A 26,574-nucleotide genomic window follows, 5' to 3' on the forward strand; every position below is an offset into this window, starting at 1 on the left:
TGACGGACATTCAAAAGCCGCCTTCGCAGAAATGCAAAGGCGGCCTTTAATTTTACTTTAAAGCAAGCCATTGCTGGCTGCGGGTAACGTCGTCTTCCACCAGATTGTGGCCGATTTTCAGCATTTCTGCCTCCAACTTTGCACCACCTGTCTCCAGCGCCTGAACCAGAGGCTTGGCAAAGCCGCCGTAAATATCATCTTCCCCGTTAACCATCAGCACGGAAACATCTGATAAATCCGGCGTTGGCGCATTTTCCAGCACCTCACCACCCCGCAACAGGATCACCTTTTGCAGCAAATGCGGATGCAGACGCAAAATGGCTCCCAGCAAATTGGCACCATTGGAATAACCCAAAAATACCGTCTTGCTTAAATCCACCTGATAAGACGCCACAATACCTTCCACGAAAGCCGCGAAAGCTTGCCCCTCAAAGGCAATATCCGCCTGATCAAAACGACTCATCGTGATGCGTTTGAACCAGCGATGCACACCCTCTTCGGTTGCCCGCCCCCGCACACCAATCAGGGTCGCGTTCGGTGCAATCTTATGCGCCAGCGGCATCAGATCATTTTCATTGCCGCCAGTACCGTGCAAAAGCACCATAAATGTGCCGTCCGGATTTTCCGGCTGGTAAATCCGGTGAATGAAAGGCAATTCACGATAAATAACCCGTTCTTCGCCCGGCAGCGCAAACTGTGGCAAGCGCAGGCTGATATCGCCAAGATCGCCCTCTGATGCAGGTGGCACAAACAAGGTCTTGCCAAGATCGGCCAGATCTTCATCCACACTCATGCCCGGTGCATCCGTTGCAAATTCGATCAAGCTGCCGCCCGGCTCACGTACATAAAGCGAATGGAAATATTTACGGTCATGCACCGTTGTTTCCACCGCATTAAGCTTGGTGAATTCAGCCGAAATTGCTTCTATCTCGCCGACATTATTGGCACGAAGCGCCACATGATCCACCGTTCCGGTGCCCTGCATAGCTTCCCAAAAACCGGTTGCATCGCGCACATCCAGATAATCACCGCTTTGCGAGATGAGACGACTGATCGTTCCTTCCTGCAAATCCGGCTGCAAACCAAAATGCCTGACCAGAAAAGCCTGCGTCTGCTCCGGCACCTCCGAAAGGAGCGTCACGCCCTGCAAACGCTGCACCGCAGCATAGGCCGGAATATCACTAGCGACGGCTGCTTCGGGTGATTTCAATTTCGATGCCACCAGTTTGACGATCACGCCATCGGGATCTTTCAGGCGCAAAACGGTTTCACCCATTTCCAGTTTCGGACCCTCAATGGCGATGCGCTGACGCAAACCCCGTTCAAGCCAGAAACCGATAGCGCTCTGATCGATGGCAAGCGCAATTTCGCTGATCTGGCCGTGACCGGCACGCCCGCGCACACCATCTTCCCAAACCAGAAATGTTACCAGTGAACCCGGATTGCCGTGCTGGTCACCGTAAAACAAATGCAGCTGTTCGGTATCTTCATAGCCAGCGGTCTGCTTGACCAGACGAAGCCCCAGAAAGCCTGCATAGAAGTCCACATTCGGCTGAACCTTGCCGGTAATCAGTGTGACGTGATGGATGCCATTGCTCATGGTTTTTCGCCTTTTCATTATTGTTATTGTTCATCTGGCGCATATATAGGCAATTTTTCTCTAAAGCCAAAGAGGAGCCGGACTGAACACAATGTCCATCAGGAAGAGACAACAAATCAGGGGAAACAATGGGGCTCAAAAAAAGAGCAAAAAAAAGGCCGCGCGGGAGGAGGATGCGCGGCCCAATCTTTGAACGCGGCTGGGAGGAGGAGTGCCGCATTCCAGTATCGGACTTTGGGAGGAGGAGTAAGTCCGATGACGCATATATACCGACCTAAATCGTTTAGATCAACGAACAATCATGCATAGCTGATATGCAAAAGAGGCAACTGAACTGCATAAAACGGCGAAATCCATACGAAAACAGATGATTTTTATGGCTTTATCGCAAAAAACCGAATAGCTCGCCGCCAATTACTGCCGGTCATGCATTTTTGCCCGCCATCAACCGCGATAGTAATAAAGCACCCGCATATATTTCAGCCACTCTTCATCCTGCTCTTTGGGTTCATACACCTTCTCAGGAGGCAAAACTGCGACACATGCAAGGACAGTGAAGAAGCCTTATGCCCACTGAAATCACTAAGCCTGCGACGCCAGTATTATGCGAAGGTTTTTAAGTATTATGCGAAGGTTTTTACCGGCAGTAAGATGCATTCATTTCAGAAACATATGAAAATTCAGAAACTACTATTATTTCATTAACATCAGTATTTACAAGAACAATACTGATAAATGAAAGCTAATAACAAAAATAACAAGCCATGCAACATGTATTATTATTTTTTATTCTTGCAGAAATTAAAACTCGGCGCATAATGACAATGGGAACGAGGAGAATAGCAATGGCAGACATCACACATGGACGCTGGATAGAACGCAAAGGCCAGATGGAAATGGGCAGAATGAGCGGCCACCGCACATTCAAGACCACCCGATCACATAGCCACGCCACCAATGCACCACAAAAAACGCAAACTATTCATCCCGCCACTGTCTTTTTAGGCATTATGTTGTGCGGTCTTGCAGCGCCTGCAGTCATTCTCATATGGTCGATTTCTAAAGCCAGCTTGAATTTATTTAACTGAGAAGTAGCTGACAATTTACTTGATTAAGGCTTTTGCCGGTGTAAATCTGCGCCACTGAATGACAGACCATAACGGTCAGCCCTTAAGGAGGAGCCGGCGTAATTCATTTACTATGGCATAAGGACTGGCCGCTACCGGCGGAGCCAAACACTATATGACGGCCAATAATGTGCTTGAAGAAGCGTCTGAAAATACCAATCAGGGCGCAACAGATAAAATCTGGCTAAAATCCTATGCACCTGAAGTGCCGGAGAATCTCCCTTCTCCCGCATTCAACTCTATTCCGGCCATGATTGCCGATGCCTGTAAACGCTTTGAGGACAGGCCGGCTTTCACCTGCATGGATAAATCCCTGACCTATCGTGCGCTGCATGAGCAATCAGGCTGGCTGGCCGCATGGCTCAGCGCCAAAGGACTGGTTAAAGGCGACCGTGTTGCCGTGATGATGCCCAATATTCTGCAATATCCGCTCAGTATTGCCGCTATTTTGCGTGCCGGACTGGTGGTGGTGAATATCAATCCGCTTTACACCCCGCGCGAGCTGGCACAGCAGCTGAATGATGCCGGTGCCAAAGCCATCATCATATTAGAAAACTTTGCCGGCACGCTGGAAAAAGCGCTGCCTGAAATTAAAATTCCGGAGCTGCAACAGCCGCATATTCTGGTGGCCAGCATGGGCGATATGCACGGGCTGAAAGGGCATTTGATTAATCTGGTGGTGCGCCGCGTTAAAAAACTGGTGCCGCAATGGCATTTACCCAATCACACCCGCTTTAAAACCGCGCTCAATACCGGGCGCTCAATGGCCGTGCCGATGCCGATTTTAAAAAGCTCTGATCTGGCTTTTTTACAATATACGGGCGGAACCACCGGTGTTTCCAAAGGGGCTATGCTCAGCCACGGCAATATTCTGGCCAATCTTGACCAGATGCGGCTTTGGCTGGATGTCGCCTATCGCATCAAGGGCAAGCCTGAGGATGTCAATTATATTTGTGCCTTGCCGCTTTATCATGTCTTTGCGCTCACCGTGAATGCGATGATCGGCATCCAGCAGGGTGCGCGCAATATTCTCATCCCCAATCCGCGTGACATCAAAGCCTTTGTCAAAGAGCTGCAAAAATATCCGTTTCATATTTTTCCGGCACTCAACACCCTGTTCAACGCTTTGATGAACAATCCGGATTTTAAAAACCTCGATTTCAAACCGCTGATCCTCACCCTTGGTGGTGGCATGGCGGTGCAAAAGCCTGTTGCTGAGCGCTGGCAACAAATGACCGGCTGCTTGATTACCGAAGGTTATGGGCTTTCTGAAACCTCGCCGGTTGTGGCCGCCAATGGTTTGGATGCCACGCAATTTACCGGCACCATCGGCCTGCCGATGCCCTCCACCGAAATCGCCATTCTGGATGATGAAGGTGCGCATCTGCCGCTTGGAGAAATCGGCGAAATTTGTGTGCGCGGACCACAATTAATGCTCGGCTACTGGAAGCGTGATGACGATACGGCTCGCTCAATTACCAAACATGGTTTCTTCCGTACCGGCGATTTAGGCTTCATGGATGAAAAAGGCTACACAAAAATTGTCGACCGCAAAAAGGATATGATCCTTGTTTCCGGCTTCAATGTTTATCCCAACGAGCTGGAAGAAGTTCTGGTCGCCCATGACGGCATTAAAGAAGCGGCTGCCATTGGTGTGCCGGATGCCATTTCGGGCGAAGTGGTCAAACTCTTTATTGTGCGGAAAAATCCGGAGCTGAGGGAAGAAGACGTAAAGGCCTATTGTGCCGAGCGCCTGACCAATTACAAGCGCCCGCGCATGATTGAGTTTCGTGACGAATTGCCGAAAAGTAATGTCGGTAAAATTCTGCGCCGTAAATTACGCGACGAAAGTTCAAGCGAATAAAGCCGGAATATCAGCAACAGACGGCAGAACAATATCGGCGAGCGGCTCTAAAATATCCGCTCCCGCATTGCCGGAAAGCACCCCAATGCTCAAACCGGCCTGTGCCGCATGGGCTGCTTCCATATCATGGCTATTATCGCCGACCATGGCCAGCTGCGACAGTTCAAGGCCGTGTTCTTCAGCAAAATAGATCAGCGGATCAGCAAAAGGTTTGGGTCGCGCTGCCGTGTCATAGCCGATAAAGCCCGCGAAAAAGTGATCAATGCCGAGCAATTGCGCGGTTTTTAGCGCTCCCGCTTCGGAATCATTAGTGCAAATGCCTAAGATGAAGCCCTGTGCATGCAGTGCTTCCAAGGTTTCATAGAGGCCATCAACTGCCACCGCAGAGCGCGGGCCCGCCTCAAGGCTGGCCTGATTATAGTGCGCAACAATTGCTGCTTGCGCGGCCATATCGGCATAGGGGTGCCAAAGCGCCACCATTTCCTCAACTGTTCCCGCCGCAATCACTGAATTGCCACGAAAGCGTTTGGCTTCCCAATCGTAACCGCCAATATCCATCAGGTGACGGGCTTTTGCTTCATCCCCATCGGCGGCTTTTTCAGCCATAGCATAAGAGAACGCAAACCATGTGCGTTCAAAATCAATCAATGTGCCATCCTTATCAAACAGGATGGCACGGATAGATTTAAGCTTGTCGGCCAGTTCACTCATGCTTCCAAAGCTCATTATGCCTCTAAGGCTCCGGCACGTTTGATGACCGCAGATGGCTTGTCGCCCAGCAGTTTCAACACATCATCACCACGGCGCAAATAGCGCAATGAGCGGCGCGTTAAAATGCGCCCTGCCTGCGGAGCCGTCAGCACAATATCACCTTCCGGGTTTCCAGGCAGCGTGACGATTGTTGCAAGTTTGGCACCTTCGCTCACCACATCACCAGGCTTCACATGAAAGAAAACCATGCCGCCTTGTGGTGCGCGGATCATTTCCACATGGGTAAGCGGCGTTACAAGCCCCTGATAATCAAGGTTTAATTGAACGGATGCATCTTCAACCACACCGCGATGCACCAGAAACTTATAAAGTCCGGCGGCATCTTCTGCCCCCTGCTCGGCATAAACATCGCTTAAGCCGCGAAACTCGACAGTCGTGACAGCGCGGCGTTTCATATTGCGTTTGTCAGCTGGTATTTGCAAAACAGGATGAGCGCAAGCCTCTTCAAAGGCAGCATCAGCGGTTGTATCCCACGCCAGAATAGCGGTGCAATTAAGCGCTACAGCCAAATCCTTCATATCTTCGACGAAGTCTTCAGCAATATAAAGATAGTTTTCGCTCTCATCATCGCAGTGCAGATCCAGCACAATATCATGCGGCAATGCAAGGCGCAGCAGAGCCGCCTTCAAGCGCTTAATCAGTGCTTCAGGTGCATCCGGTTGCGGCAGATCTGATGTGTCAAAATCCGGCAACAGCGGAAAAGCGCGATTGAAATTGACGGCCGAAAATGTGTCAAAACGACCTTGATGCTGGTAAGCCTGCCATTGGTTGGATGCAACCGGATTGGCCTGCGGCACCAAGGTAATATTGCCTTTAATACGCCCTTCATCGGCTGCTTTTTGCAACATAGGCACCAGAAAATGAAGTGCTGCCTGACCCGGTAATTCGCCGCCATGAAGGGACGATTGCAGATAGGCGCTTGCTGCTTGTTCATCACTGCCTGAAAAGCGCAAAACACGCAGTTCAATTTCATTACCCGGCACATCACCGGCAAATTTAATCAATTCCGTCTTCATGAAACCTCAGCGCTCCTCCATGCCCGATTTGCCGGTTCGAACTGAACCGGCAATATTTTCCGACAATGTCAGCTTTTACGTCGTGCATGCAAGTGGCTAACCAGCCCTTGCGTTGAACTGTCACGATTTCCGACCGGTTTGTCACCCGTCACCACATCGAGCAATTCGGTGGCAAGCTCCTTACCAAGCTCCACGCCCCATTGGTCAAACGCATTGATGCCAAACAATTGCGCTTCAACAAACACACGATGTTCATAGAGCGCGATCAAACGACCAAGCGCAAATGGTGTCAGCAGATCGTGGACAATCGTCACCGAAGGTCGATTGCCGGAAAACACCCGATGCGGCGCGATTTTTTCAGCTACCGCTTCATCCATGCCTTTGGCCAGCAATTGCGCGCGTGCTTCTTCCAATGTTCGGCCTTTCATCAAGGCTTCAGATTGCGCCAAACAATTGGCAAGCAGCATTTCATGCTGATGATCAAGCTGCGGCTCATGCGACTTGCAACCGACAATAAATTCCAGCGGAATTGTATCTGTGCCCTGATGCAGCAACTGGAAGAAAGCATGCTGACCATTGGTGCCGGGCTCACCCCACACAACCGGCCCTGTCGGCCCTTTAACAGGCGAGCCATCCAGCATCACGCTTTTGCCGTTCGATTCCATATCCAACTGCTGCAAATAGGCAGGCAGACGTGCAAGGCGCTGATCATAAGGAATAACGGCGCGGCTGGTATAATTGCAAATCGCGCGGTGCCAATAGCCAATCAGCCCCAGCACAACCGGCATATTTTCAAGCAAAGGTGCTTCGCGGAAATGCTTATCCATCGCGTGGCCACCGGCCAGCATCTGCGCAAAATTTGTCCGACCAACTGCAATCATCACCGGCAAACCGATAGCTGACCACACCGAATATCGCCCGCCAACCCAGTCCCAGAAACCAAACACACGGGCTTCATCAATGCCAAATTCGGCCACTTTATCTAAAGCGGTGGAAACCGCTGCAAAGTGAGAAGACACCGCCGCCTCCCCTAAACTTTCAGCAATCCATTGACGCGCTGTCTGCGCATTGGTCATGGTTTCAATGGTAGTGAAGGTTTTAGAGGCAATGATGATCAGCGTTGTCGCCGGATTAAGTGGCGCTAATATATCGGCAATATGCGCACCATCAATATTGGAGACAAAATGCGCACGCGGCCCGTCATGATAAGGCGCAAGCGCAAGTGTGGCCATCACCGGCCCCAGATCGGAACCACCAATACCAATATTGACAATATCAGTGAAAGCTTCGCCATTGGCGCCTTTCAAAGTGCCGGAGCGAACTGCTTCGGCAAAGTCACCCATGCGTGACAATGTCTCTTTAACGTCGGGCAGCACATTTTCACCATCCACCAAGATGGCATCCGATGTTGTGTCGCGCAGAGCCACATGCAGAACAGCACGGTTTTCGCTTACATTGATCGGCTCACCTGCAAACATGGCAGCGCGACGCCCTTCCACGTCGCAGGACTTGGCAAGAGCCGCCAAAAGCTGCATAGTCTCTTCATTGATCAGGCATTTTGACCAGTCGAATAGCAGGTCATCCAATTGCAATGAGAACGATTTAAACCGATTTAAATTTTCGGCAAAAACTTTGCGCATGTCTTTTGGTGCAGACGTGTCCCAATGGTTTTTAAGCGCTGCAACTGCCTCGGTTACCTGAGCTTCATTCCGTGCCATTTAACAACTCCCGAATCAAATTTGCCCCGACTGTAAACTAAACTGCACAAGTTTAGTATTTTGTTGGCGTGTTTTCGTAATCATTTCAAAAGAAACACAAAAACACCCGTTACAGCTGGTAATCAATCGCCATCGGCTACATTTATAACCGAGTTTAATACTTATAATATGAAGTCTGAATAGCAAAAGTGGAGATATTATGGATCTGACCGGTGAAGAGCGTATTACCGCCCCTCGTGAAGCGGTGTGGAATGCACTCAATGATATTGAAACGCTGAAGGCTTGTATTCCGGGCTGCGACAATTTGGAGCGAATCAATGAGCATCAAATCAGAGCTGGCATAAAGGTGAGTTTTGGGGTCATGAAAGTCGGCTTTCACGGGCTTTTGGAACTCTCCAACATGGTGCCGCCGCACTCTTACACCATCTCAGGAAAAGGCGAAGGAACGCTTGCCGGTTTTGCTGAAGGGGCAGCCGATGTGCGCCTCACGCAAGATGGCAATGAGACAATTTTATCCTATGAAATTCAAGGGGATGCCGGTGGGAAAATTGCCCAGATCGGCACCCGTATTTTAGGATCAGCCGCACGAAAAATTGCCGATCGTTTTTTTGCCAATATCGGCGCTGCGGCTGCGGCACAGGCCGAAAAATCAGACCAGTAATTCTCAAAAACAGTACCCGCAATTTTTGCCCATAAAAAGTATGGACGGGTCATTTTGTGTCAATAATTGACCAATTGATAAAAAATTTGACCTTCTGAAAAAATCTGTCATGCTGATTATCAGAATAAGCATTCTCCCATCTCAGAAAGCTTAAAGCTTCGGGAGAAGCTAAACCTGAAGGGACAAGGCGGAATAACCGCCACCCGCACATAGAAAGCCGGCGTTCAAAAAGGAACGGCGCCGCCTGAACTTAAAAATGGGAGATGCGATCTGATGGGATCAGCAGATAATACATCTATTCGAGCAGAAAACTCGCCAAACCAGCCCGACATCAAATCGGCGCGGTTAGACATGTCTGCCTATGCAGATGTCTTTGATGATCTGCATCCGCCACTCACACATCATGAAGCGATTGTAGAGGCGGATCGGTGCTATTTTTGCCATGATGCTCCGTGCATGACTGCATGCCCGACCAGCATCGATATTCCGCTCTTTATTCGCCAAATCTCGGCTGAAAATCCAAAAGGTGCGGCGAAAACCATTCTTTCCGAGAATATTCTCGGCGGCATGTGCGCCCGCGTTTGCCCAACCGAAACCTTGTGCGAAGAAGCCTGTGTGCGTGAAACCGCCGAAGGCAAGCCGGTTAAAATCGGCCTTCTCCAGCGTTTTGCCACCGATGAGCTGATGGAAGACGGCAAACATCCGTTCAAACGTGCAGCTTCCACCGGCAAAAGCATTGCCGTTGTCGGTGCTGGCCCTGCCGGTCTTTCCGCTGCACACCGCCTTGCCATGCATGGTCATGAAGTCAGCATTTTTGAAGCCCGCCCGAAAGGCGGCGGCCTCAATGAATATGGTATTGCCGCCTATAAAACTGTTGATGATTTTGCTGCCCGCGAACTGGAATTCGTGCTGAAAATCGGTGGCATCAACATCAATTATAATAAAGCTTTAGGCCGCGATATTTCGCTTGATTCCCTGAAATCCGGCTATGATGCCACTTTCCTTGGCATGGGTTTGCCTGGTGTCAATGGTTTGGGACTTGACGGCGAAGATGCATCCAATGTGATGGATGCGGTTGATTATATCGGCCAGCTTCGCCAAGCCAAAGACCTCTCCAAACTTCCGGTCGGACGCAATGTCGTAGTGATTGGTGGTGGGATGACCGCCATTGATATTGCAATCCAGATCAAGCTTTTGGGCGCTGAAAATGTCACCATCGCCTATCGCCGTGGTCAGGAACATATGAATGCCAGTGCCTATGAGCAGGAATTGGCGCAGGTTCATGGGGTCAATATCCGCCATTGGGTACAGCCTTCAAGCCTGACCCGCAATGCGGATGGTACTGTCAGCCATATGGTGCTGGAATATACTACCCAAAAAGATGGCAAACTCACCGGCACCGGCGAAACCATCACGCTTAAAGCCGATCAGGTTTTCAAAGCAATCGGACAGAACTTCCTGGCCGAACCACTGGGTAAAACCGGCGTGGCGCTCGCCAAAGGCCGTATCAAAGTGGATGAGCACAGACGCACATCCGTTGAAAGTATCTGGGCTGGCGGCGACTGCGTCGAAGGCGGCGAAGACCTCACCGTTGCATCGGTTGAAGACGGTAAAGTTGCAGCTGAATCCATTCATCGTGCCTTGATGAACCTGCCTGATGCAGTTGCTGGCTTTGCCGATGCGGTGCTTTCCGCTCAGGGCGGCGCCAATAACGGCCAGCGTAATATTCAAGGGCCTGCACCAATCGAGTGGGCACGCTGATTTTCTTTCATCCAAGGTTTTTAAAAGCGGCCGCAAGAGCCGCTGAAAACCGGCAAGTCGTATTAGGGGAATTTCGACAATGGCTGACCTTTCCACCAATTTTCTCGGGATCAAGTCACCCAATCCGTTTTGGCTGGCTTCTGCCCCGCCAACCGATAAAGCCTATAACGTAGAGCGTGCATTCAAGGCAGGCTGGGGCGGCGTTGTATGGAAAACTCTGGGCTCTGAAGGCCCGCCGGTTGTTAACGTCAACGGCCCGCGTTATGGCGCGATCTATAGTGCCGACCGCCGCCTCATCGGCTTGAACAATATCGAATTGATTACCGATCGCTCGCTGGAAATCAACTTACGCGAGATGAAGGAAATCAAGCGCCGCTGGCCGGATCGTGCCCTCATTGCCTCCATCATGGTGCCATGTGAGGAAGAAGCATGGAAAGCCATTCTGCCACTGGTGGAAGAAACCGGCGCAGACGGTATTGAGCTGAACTTCGGCTGTCCGCACGGCATGAGCGAGCGCGGCATGGGTGCGGCTGTTGGTCAGGTGCCGGAATATGTCGGCATGGTGGTGAAGTGGTGTAAGCAATATACGCGAATGCCGGTGATCACCAAACTCACACCCAACATCACCGACATCCGTTATCCGGCGCGCAATGCTTTTGCCAATGGCACGGATGCTGTGTCACTGATCAACACGATCAACTCGATCACCAGTGTTAATCTTGACAGTTTTGCACCTGAACCAACCATTGACGGGCGCGGTTCCCACGGCGGCTATTGCGGCCCTGCGGTCAAGCCGATTGCGCTCAATATGGTGGCGGAGATTGCCCGTGATCCGGAAACCGCCGGTCGCCCGATTTCCGGCATTGGCGGCGTATCGACATGGCGCGATGCAGCTGAATTCATCTCACTTGGTTGCGGCACTGTGCAGGTTTGTACCGCTGCTATGACCTATGGTTTCAAAATCGTTCAGGAAATGATCGATGGCCTGTCTGACTGGATGGACAGCAAGGGCTTTGAAACACTGGATGATTTCCGTGGTCGTGCTGTGCCGAATGTTACCGATTGGCGCTATCTCAACCTCAACTATGTCACCAAAGCCAAGATCAATCAGGATCTTTGCATCAAATGTGGCCGCTGCTTTGCTGCTTGTGAAGATACATCGCATCAGGCGATTACCTCACTGGTAGACGGTGCCCGTCACTTTGAAGTGATTGATGAGGAATGCGTTGGCTGCAATCTCTGCGTCAATGTCTGCCCGGTCAATGATTGTATCACGATGGAGCCGATCAGTGGCTTTGATCCGCGCACAAAAGCGCCGATCGATCCGAACTATGCCAACTGGACAACCCATCCGAACAATCCGATGGCAACAACGGAAGCGGCAGAGTAAAACTCCCCCCCCCCGAAGACCGGCAGGGCATGGTGGTAAAACATCATGCCCTGCATATAGGTGTCATTAAAGCCATGTTTTGATTGTGCCGGCAATCCTTTGAGCAAGCCAGAGCCTTAAACCTTAGCCTGTTGCAAGGCTTGCAATGACAGCTTGGAGAACGGCAAAAAAATCATAAAGAACGCGGCTTGATACCGTTGAGAACAATGCCGACGACAGCCTCTGCGGTTTCTGCACGGAAGGAAGCAGTGTCAGCTTTTTCGCCCATAATAGCGCGAACCTGCACGTCAAAATCGGAATAATGCTGTGTCATTGCCCAAATGGTGAAAATCAAATGATAAGGATCAACAGGCGCTATTCGTTTTTCAGCAATCCAACGCTTGATCACCTGAGCTTTGCCATCCACCAATTCACGCAGATGGGTTTTCAAAAATGTGCCGATAGCAGGCGCGCCATGCATAATTTCATTAGCGAAAAGACGCGATGCTTCCGGCTTGCTTTCCGACATTTCCAGTTTGCGGACAATATATTTTTTCAGCTCTTCCAGCGGGTCGCCCTCAGGATCAATTTCCTCGAAAGGGCGCAACCACTCCACCAGCGTATCTTCCAAAACATTCACATATATATGCTGTTTACGCGGGAAATAATACAAAAGATTGGGCTTCGACATGCCCGCTTTTTCAGCGATCTGATCCAGCGTCGAGCCCCTGAAACCAAAGGCCGAAAACACGTCCAGTGCGGCATCCAGAATGATGCGCCGGTTGATACTCTGAATGCGCGTTTCGCTTTCAGGAGTATCGCTTTTTTTACGCCTTGCGCCTTTACGGGCAGCAGTGGGGGCGGCTGTGGCCATTTGACACCTTCTGCTGGACAGAGAAAATTTCGAAAGCGCTTGACCGCCATCGATGCCTCTTCTAGCCTGTATTTTTACCAAGTAGTCAAGTTTTTACGCAAGTACAAAATATTGCCGCCAATAGAGCGACTGGTAACGGGAACAATAGAGCGGTGTTTAAACCGCGGCAAGGGGGAGCCAGCATGTCATATGCGACAAGCCTGCCCGTCTTTATAACACGCATCACCTGTATGAACAGGCGCGTGAAAAGGGAAGCTGTATCTGCACGTCATGTTCTTCGGAACTTTCAGACGCATTCCGGCTCGCACTATATTTTTGATCAGGTTTATTAATCGCATGTAACAGAAAGGCAGCTCTCTCATGGCGCTTAACAGCAATCTCAAGATCAACACCGATCGCTTGTGGGATAGTTTGATGGAGATGGCCAAAATTGGCCCCGGACTGCGTGGCGGCAACAACCGCCAGACTTTAACCGATGAAGATGCGGAAGGGCGCAAACTTTTCCAATCATGGTGTGAAGCAGCAGGCATGACCATGACTGTCGATACCATGGGTAATATGTTTTTCTTACGCCCCGGCACGGACCCGGATGCCGATCCCGTCTATATGGGCAGCCATCTCGACACCCAGCCGACAGGCGGTAATTTTGATGGTGTTCTGGGCGTGCTTGGCGGACTGGAAGTTGTCCGCACGCTTAATGATCTGAAAATTAAAACCAAACATCCGATTATTGTCACCAACTGGACCAATGAAGAAGGCACGCGCTTTGCCCCTGCAATGCTTGCATCCGGTGTTTTTGCCGGAGAGCTGGATCAGGATTGGGCCTATGAACGCGTTGATGCCAAAGGCAAAAAGTTTGGCGATGAATTAAAACGCATTGGCTGGCTGGGTGATGAGCCGGTCGGCAAACGCAAGATCCATGCCATGTTTGAACTCCATATCGAACAAGGGCCAATTCTGGAGGCAGAGCATAAAGATATCGGCGTTGTCACCCATGGTCAGGGGTTGTGGTGGCTGCAAGTCACAGTGACCGGCAAGGAAGCCCATACCGGTTCCACACCAATGCCAATGCGCAAAAATGCCAGCCTTGGCTTGGGTAAATTGCTGCAACTCGTCAATGATATTGCCATGGAGCATCAGCCGGCGGCGGTTGGCGGGGTCGGTCATATTGATGTGACACCAAATTCGCGCAATGTCCTTCCCGGTCAGATCGTCTTTACGGTTGATTTCCGCTCACCTGACCGCAAAGTGCTGGATGGCATGAAGGCAAAATTTGAAGCAGAAGCGCCAAAAATTGCCGCTGGACTTGGCATTCAGGTGCAAATCGAAGCGATCGGCCATTTTGATCCGGTCACTTTTGACGAAACTTGTGTGACCGCCGTGCGCAATGCAGCCGAGCGGCTTGGCTACAGTCACATGAATATAATTTCGGGTGCAGGACACGATGCCTGCTGGGTCAATCGCGTGGCACCGACAGCCATGATCATGTGCCCGTGTGTCGACGGCTTAAGCCATAATGAAGATGAATCCATTTCCAAAGAATGGGCGGGTGCCGGAGCCGATGTGCTTTTGCATGCCGTTCTGGAAACGGCACAGATTTGTGAGTGATTGCACCATAACATGATCGGGGCGAAAGCCCCGCTTCAGCACAAGTTATTTCTGCAACTGTTCGCAACAAAACCAAAAAGGGGAACGAACAATGGCAACCAAGGTGATTAAAGGCGGTACTATCATTACTGCTGACCGCACATATGATGCGGATGTTCTCATCGATGGCGAAAAAATCGTAAAAATCGGCACTAATCTTTCCGGCGACCAGACCATTGATGCCAAGGGCTGTTACATCATGCCGGGCGGTATTGATCCGCATACCCATCTGCAAATGCCGTTTATGGGCACTTATTCATCCGATGATTTTGATACCGGCACTGCCGCAGCCCTTGCAGGCGGCACGACAATGGTCATCGATTTTGTTTTGCCCGGACCTGAAGGCAATTTGCTGGAAGCATTGCAAGAGTGGTTCCAGAAATCCGGCAAATCCCGTACCGATTATTCTTTCCACATGGCAATTACCGGCTGGAGCGAGCGCGCATTCAACGAAATGCCGGAAGTGGTCAATCGCGGCATTAATTCATTCAAACATTTTATGGCCTACAAAGGCGCATTGATGGTCAATGATGATGAAATGTTTGCCTCATTCCAGCGCTGTGCTGAGCTTGGTGCCACGGCATTTGTTCATGCGGAAAACGGTGACGTCGTTGCACAATTGCAGCAAAAATTGCTGGCTGAGGGCAATAACGGCCCGGAAGCCCACGCCTTCTCACGCCCGCCGGAAATTGAAGGCGAAGCCACCAACCGCGCCATCATGATTGCCGATCAGGCCGGTGTGCCGCTCTATGTGGTGCATACCTCCTGCGAACAAGCCCATGAGGCCATTCGCCGAGCGCGCCAGAAAGGTATGCGTGTTTTCGGTGAACCGCTTATTCAGCATCTGACACTGGATGAAAGTGAATATTTCAATCAGGATTGGGATTATGCAGCGCGGCGCGTCATGTCACCGCCATTCCGTGACAAACTCAATCAGGACAGCCTGTGGGCTGGTCTTTCTGCCGGTAGCTTGCAATGTGTGGCAACCGACCACTGTGCCTTTACCAGCGAACAGAAACGCACAGGCATTGATGATTTCACCAAAATTCCAAACGGTACCGGCGGCCTCGAAGAGCGTTTACCGGTGCTTTGGACAAAAGGTGTTGTCACCGGCCGCCTGACACCCAATGAATTTGTGGCTGTCACCTCCACCAATATTGCGAAAATCCTCAATATGTATCCGCAAAAAGGTGCTGTTCTGGAAGGATCAGACGCTGACCTCATCATCTGGGATCCGAAAGCGAAGAAGACCATTTCGGCCAAAACACAGCATTCCTCCATTGATTACAACGTCTTTGAAGGCATGGAACTGACCGGCCTGCCGCGCACTGTGCTTTCCCGCGGTAAAGTCGCTTTCGATCAGGGCAAAGTACTGGCGGAGCCGGGTGATGGCCGCTTCATCGAGCGCGAACCTAATGCAGGTATCAATAAAGCTCTTTCCACCTGGAAAGAGGTAGTTGCTCCACGCAAGGTCGAGCGGAAACCAGAACATATGCCATATGGGGTCTGAGCCATGAACAGACCGCAATCTGATGCACAGCTTCGGGAAGCGATCATGATGACAAATTATCAATCAGCTCCCGCGGGAGCACAAACAAGCAGCCATATCAACGGCGCCCCCCAAAACGGGGAATGCGTCATTGATATTAAAAATCTCTCACTGGTTTTTGAAACAAATGACGGGCCTGTTCAGGCTCTCTCCGACATTAATCTTCATGTTAACCGCGGTGAGTTTGTATCTTTCATCGGCCCTTCGGGATGCGGAAAAACCACACTGATGCGTGCCGTGGCCGATCTTGAAAAACCAAGTGCCGGCACGATTTCCGTCAACGGCATGACACCGGAACAGGCACGCTTGAAACGCAGCTACGGCTATGTTTTTCAGGCTGCCGCCCTTTTTCCATGGCGCACGATCGAGGATAATATCTCCCTGCCGCTGGAGGTGATGAAATTCAGCTCGGCAGAAAAGAAAGAGAGGATCAGAAAAAATCTTGATCTGGTCAATCTTTCCGGCTTTGGCAAAAAATATCCGTGGCAATTATCAGGAGGCATGCAACAGCGTGCCTCTATTGCCAGAGCCCTGTCTTTTGATCCTGATATGCTATTGATGGACGAGCCTTTTGGCGCGTTGGACGAAATTGTACGTGACCATCTCAACGAACAATTGCTGAAACTTTGGGCGGCGACTAAGAAAACCGTCATTTTTGTCACCCACTCCATTCCGGAAGCGGTATTTCTGTCGACAAAAATCGTCGTGATGAGCCCGCGACCGGGTCGTATTCATGAAATTATTGATTGCGATTTAGGGCCTGACCGCCCGCTGGAAATCAGAGAATCCGAGGCTTTCTTAAAAATTGCCCATCAGGTTCGTGAAGGTTTGCGGCTGGGCCATTCTTATGATGAGGTGCACTCTTGAGCAGTAAACCACCTCTCACCTCAAAGATCTTCGGATCAAATTATTTCAGGGATCGTTTTTTCCCTGTCCTCGTCGTGTTGGCCGCCATTGTCCTCATCTGGTACATAATGGCGGCCTTTTTGAATGCGCCTTTTGAACGGGATCAGGCCGAGCGAGCCGGTGTTGAGATCAGCACCTCCACGGTGATTAAAAACACCATGAACCAAGCGCGTCCTGTATTACCCACTCCGCACCAAGTGGCAGCGGAGGTCTGGAAAACAGTTTTTGAAGTTAAACCAAGCTCCAAGCGCAGCCTTGTCTATCATGGCTGGGTGACGCTTTCCTCAACACTTTTAGGCTTTATTTTTGGCTCCCTGCTTGGCATTTTGCTGGCAGTTGGCATTGTCCATTCGCGCACGCTGGATAAAAGCCTGATGCCGTGGATTATCACCTCGCAGACCATTCCTATTCTGGCCATCGCGCCGATGATTATTGTTGTACTCAATGCCATCGGCATATCCGGCTTACTTCCAAAAGCCATCATTTCCACCTATCTTTCCTTCTTCCCTGTCGCTGTCGGCATGGTCAAAGGTTTAAGATCACCGGATGTTATGCATACGGATTTGATGCGCACTTATAATGCCTCCAATACACAAGTATTTTGGAAATTGCGCTGGCCGACAGCCCTGCCCTATCTTTTCACCTCTATGCAAATTGCTGTGGCGATCAGCCTTGTCGGTGCCATTGTCGGTGAATTGCCAACCGGTGCAGTAGCAGGACTGGGCGCACGTTTACTGGCAGGTTCTTATTACGGGCAAACCGTACAAATCTGGGCAGCATTGGTGGTGGCAGCTATCATGGCGGCGGCTCTGGTCGCGCTTGTTGGTATTGCCGCTCATTATGTCAACAAGCGAATGGGCATTAAGCCGGAAAGGGCAGCGGCATGATCAAACCACTACTCTTTTTACTCTTTCTGATTATCGTTTCATGGTTTTCGGTCAAATGGCTGGCCAGCCTGCGCTCGTCGTCACGCCAAGGTCAGCGCTTGCTCGACATTGCCGTGCCAACGCTTTTTGGCATCTGGATGCTGGTTTTCTGGGAAGCAACGGTCAAAGGATTTGAAATCCCCGCTGTGTTACTGCCAGCCCCTTCGATGATCTGGGAACGGATCAGCAATTCAGTACCGATCCTGTGGGCAGACTTCCGCCAAACCTATCTTAAGGCGGTGATTGCCGGCTATGCGATGGGCTGTGGTGCGGGTTTCATCACCGCCATCTTAGTTGATCGCGTACCTTTCTTACGCAAAGGTCTTTTGCCGGTCGGCAATCTGGTGGCGGCATTGCCTATTGTCGGCGTTGCCCCCATAATGGTGATGTGGTTCGGATTTGACTGGCAATCGAAAGCAGCAGTTGTGATCATCATGACCTTCTTTCCGATGCTGGTTAACACAGTGGCAGGGCTTGCCGCCGCAGGCTCCATGGAACGGGATATGATGCATTCATATGGCTCATCATATTGGCAATCCTTGTTCAAGCTTCGCTTGCCCGCAGCCATGCCTTTTATTTTCAATGCTTTGAAAATCAATTCCACCCTCGCCCTGATCGGCGCGATTGTGGCCGAGTTTTTCGGCACACCTGTCGTCGGTATGGGTTTCCGCATATCAGCAGAAATCGGGAGAATGAATGTTGATATGGTATGGGCGGAAATATTCGTCGCAGCACTTGCCGGTTCGATTTCTTACGGACTGCTGGCATTGCTCGAGCGACGTGTGACCTTCTGGCATTCTTCTTACAGGAGAGGCTGAAGCATGACAAAAAACGGCATCCGCCAATCATAAGGCGGAGCCGCAACCAGAGGAGAACTAAAAATGAAAAAAATACTTTTAAAGACGCTGGGCGCTGTGGGAGCAACCGGTTTTGCCTTATCTTTGATAGCTGGTTCGGCATTAGCTGCTGACAAGCTGACCTTACAGCTCAAATGGGTAACGCAGGGACAGTTCGCCGGCTACTATGTCGCTAAAGATAAAGGCTTCTATGAAGAAGAAGGCCTCGACGTGGAAATCAAACCGGGCGGCCCCGATGTGGCTCCGCCGCAGGTAATTGCCGGCGGTGGCGCAGATGTGGTGGTGGATTGGCTGCCATCAGCTTTGGCAACCCGTGAAAAAGGCGTGCCGCTTGTCAATATTGCTCAGCCTTATAAAAAATCGGGCATGATGCTAACCTGCCGTAAAGACACCAATATTACAAAGCCGGAAGATTTCCGCGGCCGTACATTGGGTGTCTGGTTCGGCGGCAATGAATATCCGTTTCTGTCATGGATGAGCCATCTGAAAATTCCGACAGAAGGCGGTAAAGATGGCGTTGTGGTGCTCAAACAGGGCTTCAACGTTGATCCGCTCATTCAAAAACAGGCCGATTGCATTTCCACCATGAGCTATAATGAATATTGGCAGGTGATTGATGCCGGTATTCCGGCCGACCAGCTGGTTGTCTTCCCGTATGAAGAGCAAGGCGTGGCGACGCTGGAAGACGGCCTTTATGTGCTGGAAAAGAGCCTTGAAGATCCGGCTATGGTCAACAAGCTTGCCCGCTTTGTCCGCGCTTCGATGAAGGGCTGGAAATATGCTGCCGAAAACCCGAAAGAAGCGGGTGAAATCATTGTAGAAAATGACTCATCCGGTGCGCAAACTGTAGAAGTACAAGAGCGCATGATTGCGGAAATCGGCAAGCTTCTGGATGATACCGGTACTCTTGATACCGCTGCCGCAGAACGTACTGTCGATACATTGCTTGGCGGCACGTCGGATCCGGTCATTACCAAACGTCCTGAAGGTGCATGGACATCCAAAGTGACCGACGCGATGAAAGAGCTTTAAGCGCTCATCACGTTAAAAACAAAACAGCGGCGGATAGTTTCATCCGCCGCTGTTTTTATTTGTCCGTTTGTTGATAGCTTATTCGCCTTTTTGCTCAGCCATGGCTGCATGATGCAACTCATCATCAAGACGGGCGGCCTCATGCGCTTTTGGCTTTACAAAACGACCAAGCAATAAATAGGCAACCGGTGTTACAAAAAGCGTTGCAAAGGTTGCAAGGCCAAGACCACCCACAATCACCCAGCCAAGCGAGATACGGGCTTCTGCACCGGCACCTGATGCCATTACAAGCGGCACACCGCCTAACACACCACAAATCATGGTCATGCAAACAGGACGCAGGCGAATATTGGAAGCCTCCTCAATTGCCTCACGCAATTGATAGCCACGGTCACGCAACTGATCGGCAAATTCAACGATCAAAATACCGTTTTTCGCCATGATGCCGACCAGTAGCACCAAACCGATCTGGCTATACACATTAAGATTGGTGCCTGTCAGCAGCATCGCCACCACCGCACAACCTAACCCCAACGGCACGGTAGCCATCACAATCACCGCACTGATGAAGCTTTCAAACTGCGCCGCCAACACCAAAAGAATGATGATGATTGCAAAACCGAAAACCATCATCAGCCCTTGCGAGGTTTCATCAAGCGTGCTTGCTTCCGCCAACGGAATAATGTGTGAACCGGCAGGCAGCAAAGGCTCTGCAACCGTCAACGCTGTCTGATAAGCATTGCCAAGGGCAAAATCATCACGCAAACCGGTTGTGATAGAAACCGAACGCATCCGTTCTTCACGGTTCAATTGCGGCGGCACAGCTTTTTCTTCAATATCGACAATCGAGGCCATCGGCACATAACGGCCATCCGATGTTTTCAGGAAGATATTTTCCAGATCGGTCGGATCATCCACCGGATGGGTGGTGGAAAGGAGCTTTACGTCAAAACTGCGATCCCCCACATAAACCGAACCGATTTTACGACCATCCAGCATTGCCTGCACCGCATTAGCCAGACCAGTAATATCGATACCCAAATCAGAAGCGCGCTCGCGATTGATGGTAATCGACAATTGCGGCTGTGTCGGCTCAACCGACAGACGTGGCTTGTCAAAGCGCGGATCTTTTTCCAATTCACGTACAATCGCCTGTGCTGATTGCTGCAATTTCTCATAATCATTACCGAGAATTGCAAATTGCAAACCACTACCGGCACCACGAATACCAAGACTGTTTGGCTGCATGGAGAAAATACGTGCACCCGTTATGCCACGCATACGTGCATTGGCATCGGCCATAATCTCCTGCTGGCTGCGACTGCGCTTATCCCATGGTGCCAAGGTCAGCACCACAAAACCGCTATTGGATGAACCAAAGCTGCCAGAAATTGCATAAGTGGTGAGAATTTCTCCGCTCTCCCGCAACGGGCGCAGTGCCACTTCCACTTTGTCCATCTGCTCACGCAAGAAATCAACACTGATACCCTGCGGCCCGCTCACGCGCAGCATCGCAGCAGAGCGATCTTCGCTCGGCGTCAACTCCTGACGGATTTGCGTATAACCGATATAGCTGAAGCCCGCAAAAATGACCGCAATCAGGACGATTGCAAGCGGCGCATTGAGACAAAAGCGCAAAGAAATACGATAAAGATTACTTAAAGCAGCGCCGGTTTTGCGTATCATACCAGGTGCTTTTTCATGTTCCTCCGCATCATTGCCTTGCTTTAAAAAGCGCGAGGCCAGCATCGGGCAAAGGGTGAGCGCCACAACCCCTGAAAGCAGAACTGCAATAGCCAGAACAAAACCAAACTCGCGGAAAAGACCGCCCGCCTGCCCCGGCAAGAAGGAAATCGGCACAAAGACAGCAATCAAAGTCAGCGTAGTGGCAATGACTGCAAAAAACACTTCCCTTGTACCAAGCACGGCGGCAGCGCGCGGCCCGAGCCCCATATTGCGGCGGCGCACGATATTTTCCAGCACCACAATCGCATCATCAACCACAAGCCCCGTGGCCAGCACCAGCGCCAGAAGCGTGATAATATTGATAGAAAATCCCGCCAGATAAACCGCAGCAATCGTGCCGATCAAAGCCACCGGCAAAGACACCGCCGGAATAATGGTGGCGCGCAAATCCCACAAGAAAACGAAAATCACCAGCACCACAATGATACCGGAAATAATCAACGCTAAAATCACTTCATGAATAGCACCGTTAATGAAGGTCGCATCATCACTGGTGACGCTGATTTCAATGCCTTCCGGCAAGGTTTCCTTCAAGCCTTCCACTGCCGCACGCACACCTTCAGAAATATCCAGCGTATTGGACTGAGCTTGGCGCACAATACCAAGGCCAATGGCGGTTTTACCATTAGAGCGCACTTCGGAGGTGATAATGTCCGGCCCCAAAGTGACCGTTGCCACATCGCGCAATTTGGTGCGATCGTTCAGGCTGATATTTTCAAAGCCTTCCGGTGTCGTCACATTGGCAGTGGCACGCACAACAATTGACTGATCAGTGCTGCGCAAAGAACCGGCTGGTGCATCAAGCGCCATTGATGACAGCGCTTTGGTAATATCGGCGATGGTTAAGCCATAACTTGCCAAACGTCCCTGATGAATATCAATGCGGAAAATCTTGTCGCGATCACCATTAATCTGCACATCGGCCACACCCGGCACAGCAGACAATACATCGGTGATCTGGTCATCTACCAACACGGTCATGTCATCAATTGACATGGTGTCGGAGGTGACCGCCAAACGCATCACCGCATCAGCATTGGCATCAGCTTTAATAATACGCGAAGCATCGGCTTCATCGGGCAACGAATTGACAATACGCGAAATCGCATCGCGCATATCAGCTGCGGCTACATTGAGATCAACGCCATCATTAAATTCAACAGTCACACGGCTGCGGCCAAATGAAGAGTTCGATGTAATGGCCTTTACGCCGGAAACACGTGCAACCGCATTTTCAATCACCTGTGTCAGCTGGCGGTCAATCGTTTCAGCCGAAGCGCCACGAAACTCGGTGCTAATCGTCACAACAGGGCGATCCACATCCGGCAATTCACGAATATCAATGCCGGAAAAAGCTGCAAGACCAGCCACAATAATCAAAATATTAAGCACCAGCGCCGAAACCGGACGACGGATAAACAGAGCTGTGAGCCCGCCATTATTGCCGTTTTGACCTGAGGAGGATTTTAATTCACTCAAGACTTTTCCCCTCAGTCTGCTTTTGGCGCTTTGTTGGCGGCTGCATTTTTAATTCTCACCTGCATGCCATTACGCAATGCCTGCACGCCTTCGGTAACAATCACATCGCCGACATTGATGGCACCATTGACCAAAACGCTGGCCGAATTGCGCTGCACGATTGTAACCGGCACTTGCTCGGCCTTATCATCGCGCACACGCCAGACATAAGCACCTTCCGCGCCCCACTGAATGGAAAGGGGGCTGACTGAGGCATATTCATCGCCCGGAAAAAGCATGGTGGTGGTAAAGGACATACCTGCCAAAAGCTGGTTGCGGGGATTTTCAAACATGCCGCGCACACGCATGGTGCGGCTTGCTTCATCCAGCATATTATCCACCTCGATAATATGTCCGTTATAGGTCTGCCCCGGCAAAGCGGTGGATTCTGCCTGAATTTTCTGCCCCGTTTTAATTTGCGGCACAAAACGCTCCGGCACATAAATATCAATCAGCACTTTGGATGTATCATCAAGACGTGCCAGCACTGTTTGCGCCGTGACATAATTGCCCGCATCCACCGGCAAAATGCCGACCGTACCGGCAATCGGCGCTTTAACGGTGCGACGCGAAAGCGCCAGTTCTGCATCCTGCACGGTCAAGCGTGCATTGGCGACAGCCAGTTCAGCGGTCACTTCCTGCACCTGTGTTGCCGTATTGGTTTTACGCAAGCGCACAATGCGCTCCAACGTATTTTCCAAATCTTTCAGAACCGTTTTGGCCTTTGCCAGAATAATTTCTTCGCTTTCCGCATCCAGTTCGGCGATCACATCACCGGCTTTCAAAACCTCGCCGGCCTTCACTTTCAGCTTCATCAATGTGCCGCTCGTGTAAGGTGTGACAGAAACAGTTTGAAATGCACGAAGCGAACCAATTGCTTCCAAACGACCATTAACAATGTCACTGCGCGCCGGTTCGGTAACAACCAATGTTGCGCCACGTTGACCTCCACCAGAGCCGCCTTGACGGGAGCCTGAACCTTGCGCATTTGCAGCAGCAGGGGCGGTATCTGTGCCGGCCTGTTTGTTTTTATACACAAACCAGCCTGCCCCAGCGGCAATAATAATCAGCAGGCAAATGGTTAGCTGCTTCCACAATTTCATTTATAACCCCGGCGTAAAATGCAAAATAGCCGTCTAAAACGGCGCACAATCAATAGTCTCTACAAAATGCACGCTGAAAACAGCTAGTCCAATTAAACTTCTGTAATGCGAAACAAAGTGTCACCCCGGATATGAGCATATGTTAAGTGCAAAAATATGACTTATATATAAAAGAAGCATATTCTTGCCAAAATCATCTTGTCCTAATGCCTGAGGCTCTCGCCTTGTTACAAACGATCCTCTGGCGGTCTTAACACCGCAACCTGCTTATAAATTTGTGAATATGAAAGTTCGGCATGGCTTCAGAACCAGCGCACACGCATCAGACCTTGAGCGACCAGCCAGATTTGAGCCAATCGGCGCAGCAAACAGAAGCGCCTGCAAGCCGGCCTGCTGTCAAAATTAAACGACCTTCATTTTTTCAACGTCTGAGCAATAAGTTTTTGCTACTGACGATGCTTGCGGTTCTAGTGGCTCAGGTACTGATTTTCATTCCCTCCACTGCCAGCATGCGTATGCGGTGGCTGACCAATCTGCTTGATACGGTTGCGCCTGTGGCACTTGTTTTGGAGGATGAAAAAAATACGCTTCGCTCACGCGATGCTCAAGACAAAATCCTTTACGCTACCAATAGTAAATTTATCAGCATTACATCAAACAGTCACACCTCTGTGCTTGCTACCAGCGCAGAACCTTTCATCGTTAATGCCAATGTGAATCCGCGCCAGACCAGTGAATCGCAAGCTATCTGGGATGCTTTTGCCACACTTTTTGATTCTACCGAGCGCAATATCCGCGTCACCAGCATCATCCCGAACACCGACAAGACACTGGAAATTGTTATTTCCAGTCAGCCTTTACGCAATGCATTGCTGGTTTATGCCCGTTATGTGGCGATCATCTCTTTACTGATTTCTATCATGGCAGCCGGTTTCATTTATCTCATCATCCATGAAATGCTGCTGCGCCCTGTGATCCGCATGCATCGCGATATGATCAGCTTTGCCGAAAAACCGGACGATCCGAGCCGCATCATTCAGCCCGAGCAGCGTCAGGATGAGCTCGGCATTGCCCAGCAGCAACTGGCCTTGATGCAAACCAATTTGCAGCAGACCTATACCGAGCGCAAACATCTGGCCGATCTTGGCATGGCTGTTTCCAAAATCAACCACGACATGCGCAATATTCTGGCATCCGCACAATTAATGTCTGACAGTCTGGCAGAGGTGAAAGATCCGGCAGTCAAGCGTTTTGCACCACGTCTTATCCGCACGTTAAGCCGTGCCATCAGCTATTCTGGAAGTGTGGTGGCCTATGGACGTACCAAAGAAGCGCCTTCCAATCCGCGCCGTACTGTCTTGCATACAATTGTGCAGGATGTGGAAGATATCATCAATATCGATCAATTGCATAATATCAGCTTTATTAATGCTGTGCCGGAAGATTTTATTCTGACCATTGATGACGAGCAGCTTTTCCGCATTCTCACCAATCTTTGCCGCAATGCGTTGCAGGCACTGCAATCCATGCCGGATCAAATTGATGATGACGAGTTCAAAAAGCTCATCATCGTAGAGGCGACCACAACCGGCAATCAAATCTTCATTGATGTTCGTGACAACGGCCCCGGCCTTTCGCCTAAAGCAAAAGAAAATCTTTTCACTGCTTTCCGTGGCTCCACCCGCAATGACGGCACAGGATTGGGCTTGGTGATTGTGCAGGATCTGGTTCGCGCCAATGGCGGAGAGATTCTCTATTGTGAGGAGAGCCAACCCGGTGCGCATTTCAGAATTATTTTACCCGTTGAAGCTGTTTAGTATCTATCCACACAAGCTAAGGCATAAGAAACCTGACTAATTTCAATATTTTATCAGTTATGTGCATTTTTTTCATTTAGGTGCTTGCATTTAAATTCGATACGGATTACCAACCGCAAGCACTCTTCAACGAGAGATAATGATAATTTCTCTTTGAAAAGTCGCTTTAAGTGAAAAGCGCCCGTAGCTCAGCTGGATAGAGCACCAGACTACGAATCTGGGGGTCAGAGGTTCGAATCCTTTCGGGCGCGCCATTCACTTAAAATTATGAAGGTAAGATTATCTTTCCTTTTTAAATGTTGCGCCCGTAGCTCAGCTGGATAGAGCACCAGACTACGAATCTGGGGGTCAGAGGTTCGAATCCTTTCGGGTGCGCCATTTATCTCATTGAAATTACTATGCTATTCAACATCTGAAAAGAAGATGCTTCCATGCTTCCTCATGTCGGAAGCCATATGGAAGCACGGAGCGTGTCAATCGCCCGCGCATAGCGAACCCTTGATTCTGGCTGTTCAGCTTGACCATCGCACCCTCCACGCTCAGCCCCATCGCCGCTTGATCCTGCGAGGTGCGCCCCCCTTAGTGGAGACAAGCAAACTCCAATGATGCCTGTCCTGCCCCAAAGAGCAGGCATACCGAGCCCTCGATGGTCCGAAGGCTCGGACTTGAAGAGCCCCCCGGCCCCACCTGCCCAAGGCCCCGGCACCCATCC

19 protein-coding genes and 2 tRNA genes are annotated in these 26,574 nt (G+C 50.6%); 14 read left to right on the forward strand and 7 right to left on the reverse strand.

All coding sequences use genetic code 11. The features are described from left to right. Positions 1 to 52 precede the first annotated feature (52 nt). Complete coding sequence (locus tag FHS77_RS05725) at positions 53 to 1,600, reverse strand: VOC family protein (protein ID WP_184221190.1); 1,548 nt, start codon at positions 1,598 to 1,600, stop codon at positions 53 to 55. 845 nt (positions 1,601 to 2,445) lie between these two features. Between FHS77_RS05725 and FHS77_RS05730 the strand changes: the two genes are divergently transcribed. Then, positions 2,446 to 2,688 carry a hypothetical protein gene (locus FHS77_RS05730; protein WP_184221192.1) on the forward strand — a complete coding sequence of 81 codons (243 nt, stop codon included), beginning with the start codon at positions 2,446 to 2,448 and terminating at the stop codon, positions 2,686 to 2,688. A 154-nt stretch (positions 2,689 to 2,842) separates the two neighbouring features. After that, complete coding sequence (locus FHS77_RS05735; RefSeq protein WP_184221194.1) at positions 2,843 to 4,591, forward strand: long-chain-fatty-acid--CoA ligase; 1,749 nt, start codon at positions 2,843 to 2,845, stop codon at positions 4,589 to 4,591. Here FHS77_RS05735 and FHS77_RS05740 read toward each other — a convergent pair. The 3 genes from FHS77_RS05740 to pgi all read right to left on the reverse strand — a co-directional run bounded on the left by FHS77_RS05740 (position 4,580) and on the right by pgi (position 8,096). Further along, a complete protein-coding gene (locus FHS77_RS05740) occupies positions 4,580 to 5,317 on the reverse strand; it encodes an HAD family hydrolase (RefSeq protein ID WP_246431237.1) in 738 nt (245 codons plus the stop codon). The two genes, FHS77_RS05735 and FHS77_RS05740, sit on opposite strands and share 12 nt — an antisense overlap. Beyond that, entirely contained in the window at positions 5,317 to 6,378 is a 1,062-nt protein-coding gene (locus FHS77_RS05745; RefSeq protein WP_184221196.1) for a succinylglutamate desuccinylase/aspartoacylase family protein, read from the reverse strand. The genes FHS77_RS05740 and FHS77_RS05745 overlap by 1 nt, the downstream gene beginning before the upstream one ends. Positions 6,379 to 6,446: 68 nt before the next feature. Next, positions 6,447 to 8,096, reverse strand: coding sequence for a glucose-6-phosphate isomerase (gene pgi / locus FHS77_RS05750; RefSeq protein WP_184221198.1), 1,650 nt, complete (start codon positions 8,094 to 8,096; stop codon positions 6,447 to 6,449). A 199-nt stretch (positions 8,097 to 8,295) separates the two neighbouring features. On the opposite strand from pgi, the gene FHS77_RS05755 reads away from it, so the two are divergent. The 3 genes from FHS77_RS05755 (at position 8,296) to preA (ending at position 11,908) form a co-directional block, all read left to right on the forward strand. Further along, the gene (locus FHS77_RS05755) at positions 8,296 to 8,757 is read left to right on the forward strand and encodes an SRPBCC family protein (RefSeq protein WP_184221200.1); all 462 of its coding nucleotides are present in this window, start codon (positions 8,296 to 8,298) and stop codon (positions 8,755 to 8,757) included. A gap of 273 nt (positions 8,758 to 9,030) precedes the next feature. Beyond that, positions 9,031 to 10,518, forward strand: coding sequence for an NAD(P)-dependent oxidoreductase (locus FHS77_RS05760; protein WP_184221201.1), 1,488 nt, complete (start codon positions 9,031 to 9,033; stop codon positions 10,516 to 10,518). A 79-nt stretch (positions 10,519 to 10,597) separates the two neighbouring features. Further along, positions 10,598 to 11,908 (forward strand): NAD-dependent dihydropyrimidine dehydrogenase subunit PreA, encoded by a 1,311-nt coding sequence (preA, locus tag FHS77_RS05765; RefSeq protein ID WP_184221203.1) that lies wholly within the window; start codon positions 10,598 to 10,600, stop codon positions 11,906 to 11,908. 172 nt (positions 11,909 to 12,080) lie between these two features. Here preA and FHS77_RS05770 read toward each other — a convergent pair whose 3' ends face one another. Then, positions 12,081 to 12,761: a TetR family transcriptional regulator C-terminal domain-containing protein gene (locus FHS77_RS05770; protein ID WP_184221205.1), complete on the reverse strand. Its 681-nt coding sequence runs from the start codon at positions 12,759 to 12,761 to the stop codon at positions 12,081 to 12,083. Between the two features lie 360 nt (positions 12,762 to 13,121). Between FHS77_RS05770 and FHS77_RS05775 the strand changes: the two genes are divergently transcribed. The 6 genes from FHS77_RS05775 (at position 13,122) to FHS77_RS05800 (ending at position 19,678) form a co-directional block, all read left to right on the forward strand. Beyond that, the gene (locus tag FHS77_RS05775) at positions 13,122 to 14,369 is read left to right on the forward strand and encodes a Zn-dependent hydrolase (protein WP_184221207.1); all 1,248 of its coding nucleotides are present in this window, start codon (positions 13,122 to 13,124) and stop codon (positions 14,367 to 14,369) included. Positions 14,370 to 14,460: 91 nt separating this feature from the next. Next, entirely contained in the window at positions 14,461 to 15,918 is a 1,458-nt protein-coding gene (gene hydA / locus FHS77_RS05780) for a dihydropyrimidinase (RefSeq protein WP_184221209.1), read from the forward strand. Positions 15,919 to 15,921: 3 nt separating this feature from the next. Next, positions 15,922 to 16,824 carry an ABC transporter ATP-binding protein gene (locus tag FHS77_RS05785; protein ID WP_210307040.1) on the forward strand — a complete coding sequence of 301 codons (903 nt, stop codon included), beginning with the start codon at positions 15,922 to 15,924 and terminating at the stop codon, positions 16,822 to 16,824. Continuing rightward, a complete protein-coding gene (locus FHS77_RS05790; RefSeq protein WP_246431238.1) occupies positions 16,821 to 17,750 on the forward strand; it encodes an ABC transporter permease in 930 nt (309 codons plus the stop codon). The genes FHS77_RS05785 and FHS77_RS05790 overlap by 4 nt, the downstream gene beginning before the upstream one ends. Further along, positions 17,747 to 18,607: an ABC transporter permease gene (locus tag FHS77_RS05795; protein WP_184221211.1), complete on the forward strand. Its 861-nt coding sequence runs from the start codon at positions 17,747 to 17,749 to the stop codon at positions 18,605 to 18,607. The genes FHS77_RS05790 and FHS77_RS05795 overlap by 4 nt, the downstream gene beginning before the upstream one ends. Positions 18,608 to 18,670: 63 nt before the next feature. Then, positions 18,671 to 19,678 (forward strand): ABC transporter substrate-binding protein, encoded by a 1,008-nt coding sequence (locus FHS77_RS05800; protein WP_184221213.1) that lies wholly within the window; start codon positions 18,671 to 18,673, stop codon positions 19,676 to 19,678. 78 nt (positions 19,679 to 19,756) lie between these two features. Here the strand turns inward: FHS77_RS05800 and FHS77_RS05805 are convergent, their stop codons facing one another. Then, a complete protein-coding gene (locus FHS77_RS05805; protein WP_184221215.1) occupies positions 19,757 to 22,903 on the reverse strand; it encodes an efflux RND transporter permease subunit in 3,147 nt (1,048 codons plus the stop codon). Positions 22,904 to 22,914: 11 nt separating this feature from the next. Beyond that, positions 22,915 to 24,045, reverse strand: coding sequence for an efflux RND transporter periplasmic adaptor subunit (locus FHS77_RS05810; protein WP_184221217.1), 1,131 nt, complete (start codon positions 24,043 to 24,045; stop codon positions 22,915 to 22,917). Between the two features lie 296 nt (positions 24,046 to 24,341). On the opposite strand from FHS77_RS05810, the gene FHS77_RS05815 reads away from it, so the two are divergent. The 3 genes from FHS77_RS05815 (at position 24,342) to FHS77_RS05825 (ending at position 26,240) form a co-directional block, all read left to right on the forward strand. Next, positions 24,342 to 25,862 (forward strand): sensor histidine kinase, encoded by a 1,521-nt coding sequence (locus tag FHS77_RS05815; protein ID WP_184221219.1) that lies wholly within the window; start codon positions 24,342 to 24,344, stop codon positions 25,860 to 25,862. Positions 25,863 to 26,039: 177 nt separating this feature from the next. Continuing rightward, positions 26,040 to 26,116: transfer RNA gene (locus FHS77_RS05820), tRNA-Arg, on the forward strand. A 47-nt stretch (positions 26,117 to 26,163) separates the two neighbouring features. Continuing rightward, a tRNA-Arg gene (locus tag FHS77_RS05825) sits at positions 26,164 to 26,240 on the forward strand. Positions 26,241 to 26,574: the final 334 nt, after the last annotated feature.

This window comes from Paenochrobactrum gallinarii (assembly GCF_014205685.1).
Classification (GTDB): Bacteria; Pseudomonadota; Alphaproteobacteria; order Rhizobiales; family Rhizobiaceae; genus Paenochrobactrum; species Paenochrobactrum gallinarii.

Excerpts from the sequence above, each read along its gene's own strand:
- FHS77_RS05725 (WP_184221190.1), bottom strand. The coding sequence starts at position 1,600 with ATGAGCAATGGCATCCATCACGTCACACTGATTACCGGCAAGGTTCAG.
- FHS77_RS05730 (WP_184221192.1), top strand. The coding sequence starts at position 2,446 with ATGGCAGACATCACACATGGACGCTGGATAGAACGCAAAGGCCAGATG.
- FHS77_RS05735 (WP_184221194.1), top strand. The coding sequence starts at position 2,843 with ATGACGGCCAATAATGTGCTTGAAGAAGCGTCTGAAAATACCAATCAG.
- FHS77_RS05740 (WP_246431237.1), bottom strand. The coding sequence starts at position 5,317 with ATGAGCTTTGGAAGCATGAGTGAACTGGCCGACAAGCTTAAATCTATC.
- FHS77_RS05745 (WP_184221196.1), bottom strand. The coding sequence starts at position 6,378 with ATGAAGACGGAATTGATTAAATTTGCCGGTGATGTGCCGGGTAATGAA.
- pgi (WP_184221198.1), bottom strand. The coding sequence starts at position 8,096 with ATGGCACGGAATGAAGCTCAGGTAACCGAGGCAGTTGCAGCGCTTAAA.
- FHS77_RS05755 (WP_184221200.1), top strand. The coding sequence starts at position 8,296 with ATGGATCTGACCGGTGAAGAGCGTATTACCGCCCCTCGTGAAGCGGTG.
- FHS77_RS05760 (WP_184221201.1), top strand. The coding sequence starts at position 9,031 with ATGGGATCAGCAGATAATACATCTATTCGAGCAGAAAACTCGCCAAAC.
- preA (WP_184221203.1), top strand. The coding sequence starts at position 10,598 with ATGGCTGACCTTTCCACCAATTTTCTCGGGATCAAGTCACCCAATCCG.
- FHS77_RS05770 (WP_184221205.1), bottom strand. The coding sequence starts at position 12,761 with ATGGCCACAGCCGCCCCCACTGCTGCCCGTAAAGGCGCAAGGCGTAAA.
- FHS77_RS05775 (WP_184221207.1), top strand. The coding sequence starts at position 13,122 with ATGGCGCTTAACAGCAATCTCAAGATCAACACCGATCGCTTGTGGGAT.
- hydA (WP_184221209.1), top strand. The coding sequence starts at position 14,461 with ATGGCAACCAAGGTGATTAAAGGCGGTACTATCATTACTGCTGACCGC.
- FHS77_RS05785 (WP_210307040.1), top strand. The coding sequence starts at position 15,922 with ATGAACAGACCGCAATCTGATGCACAGCTTCGGGAAGCGATCATGATG.
- FHS77_RS05795 (WP_184221211.1), top strand. The coding sequence starts at position 17,747 with ATGATCAAACCACTACTCTTTTTACTCTTTCTGATTATCGTTTCATGG.
- FHS77_RS05800 (WP_184221213.1), top strand. The coding sequence starts at position 18,671 with ATGAAAAAAATACTTTTAAAGACGCTGGGCGCTGTGGGAGCAACCGGT.
- FHS77_RS05810 (WP_184221217.1), bottom strand. The coding sequence starts at position 24,045 with ATGAAATTGTGGAAGCAGCTAACCATTTGCCTGCTGATTATTATTGCC.
- FHS77_RS05815 (WP_184221219.1), top strand. The coding sequence starts at position 24,342 with ATGGCTTCAGAACCAGCGCACACGCATCAGACCTTGAGCGACCAGCCA.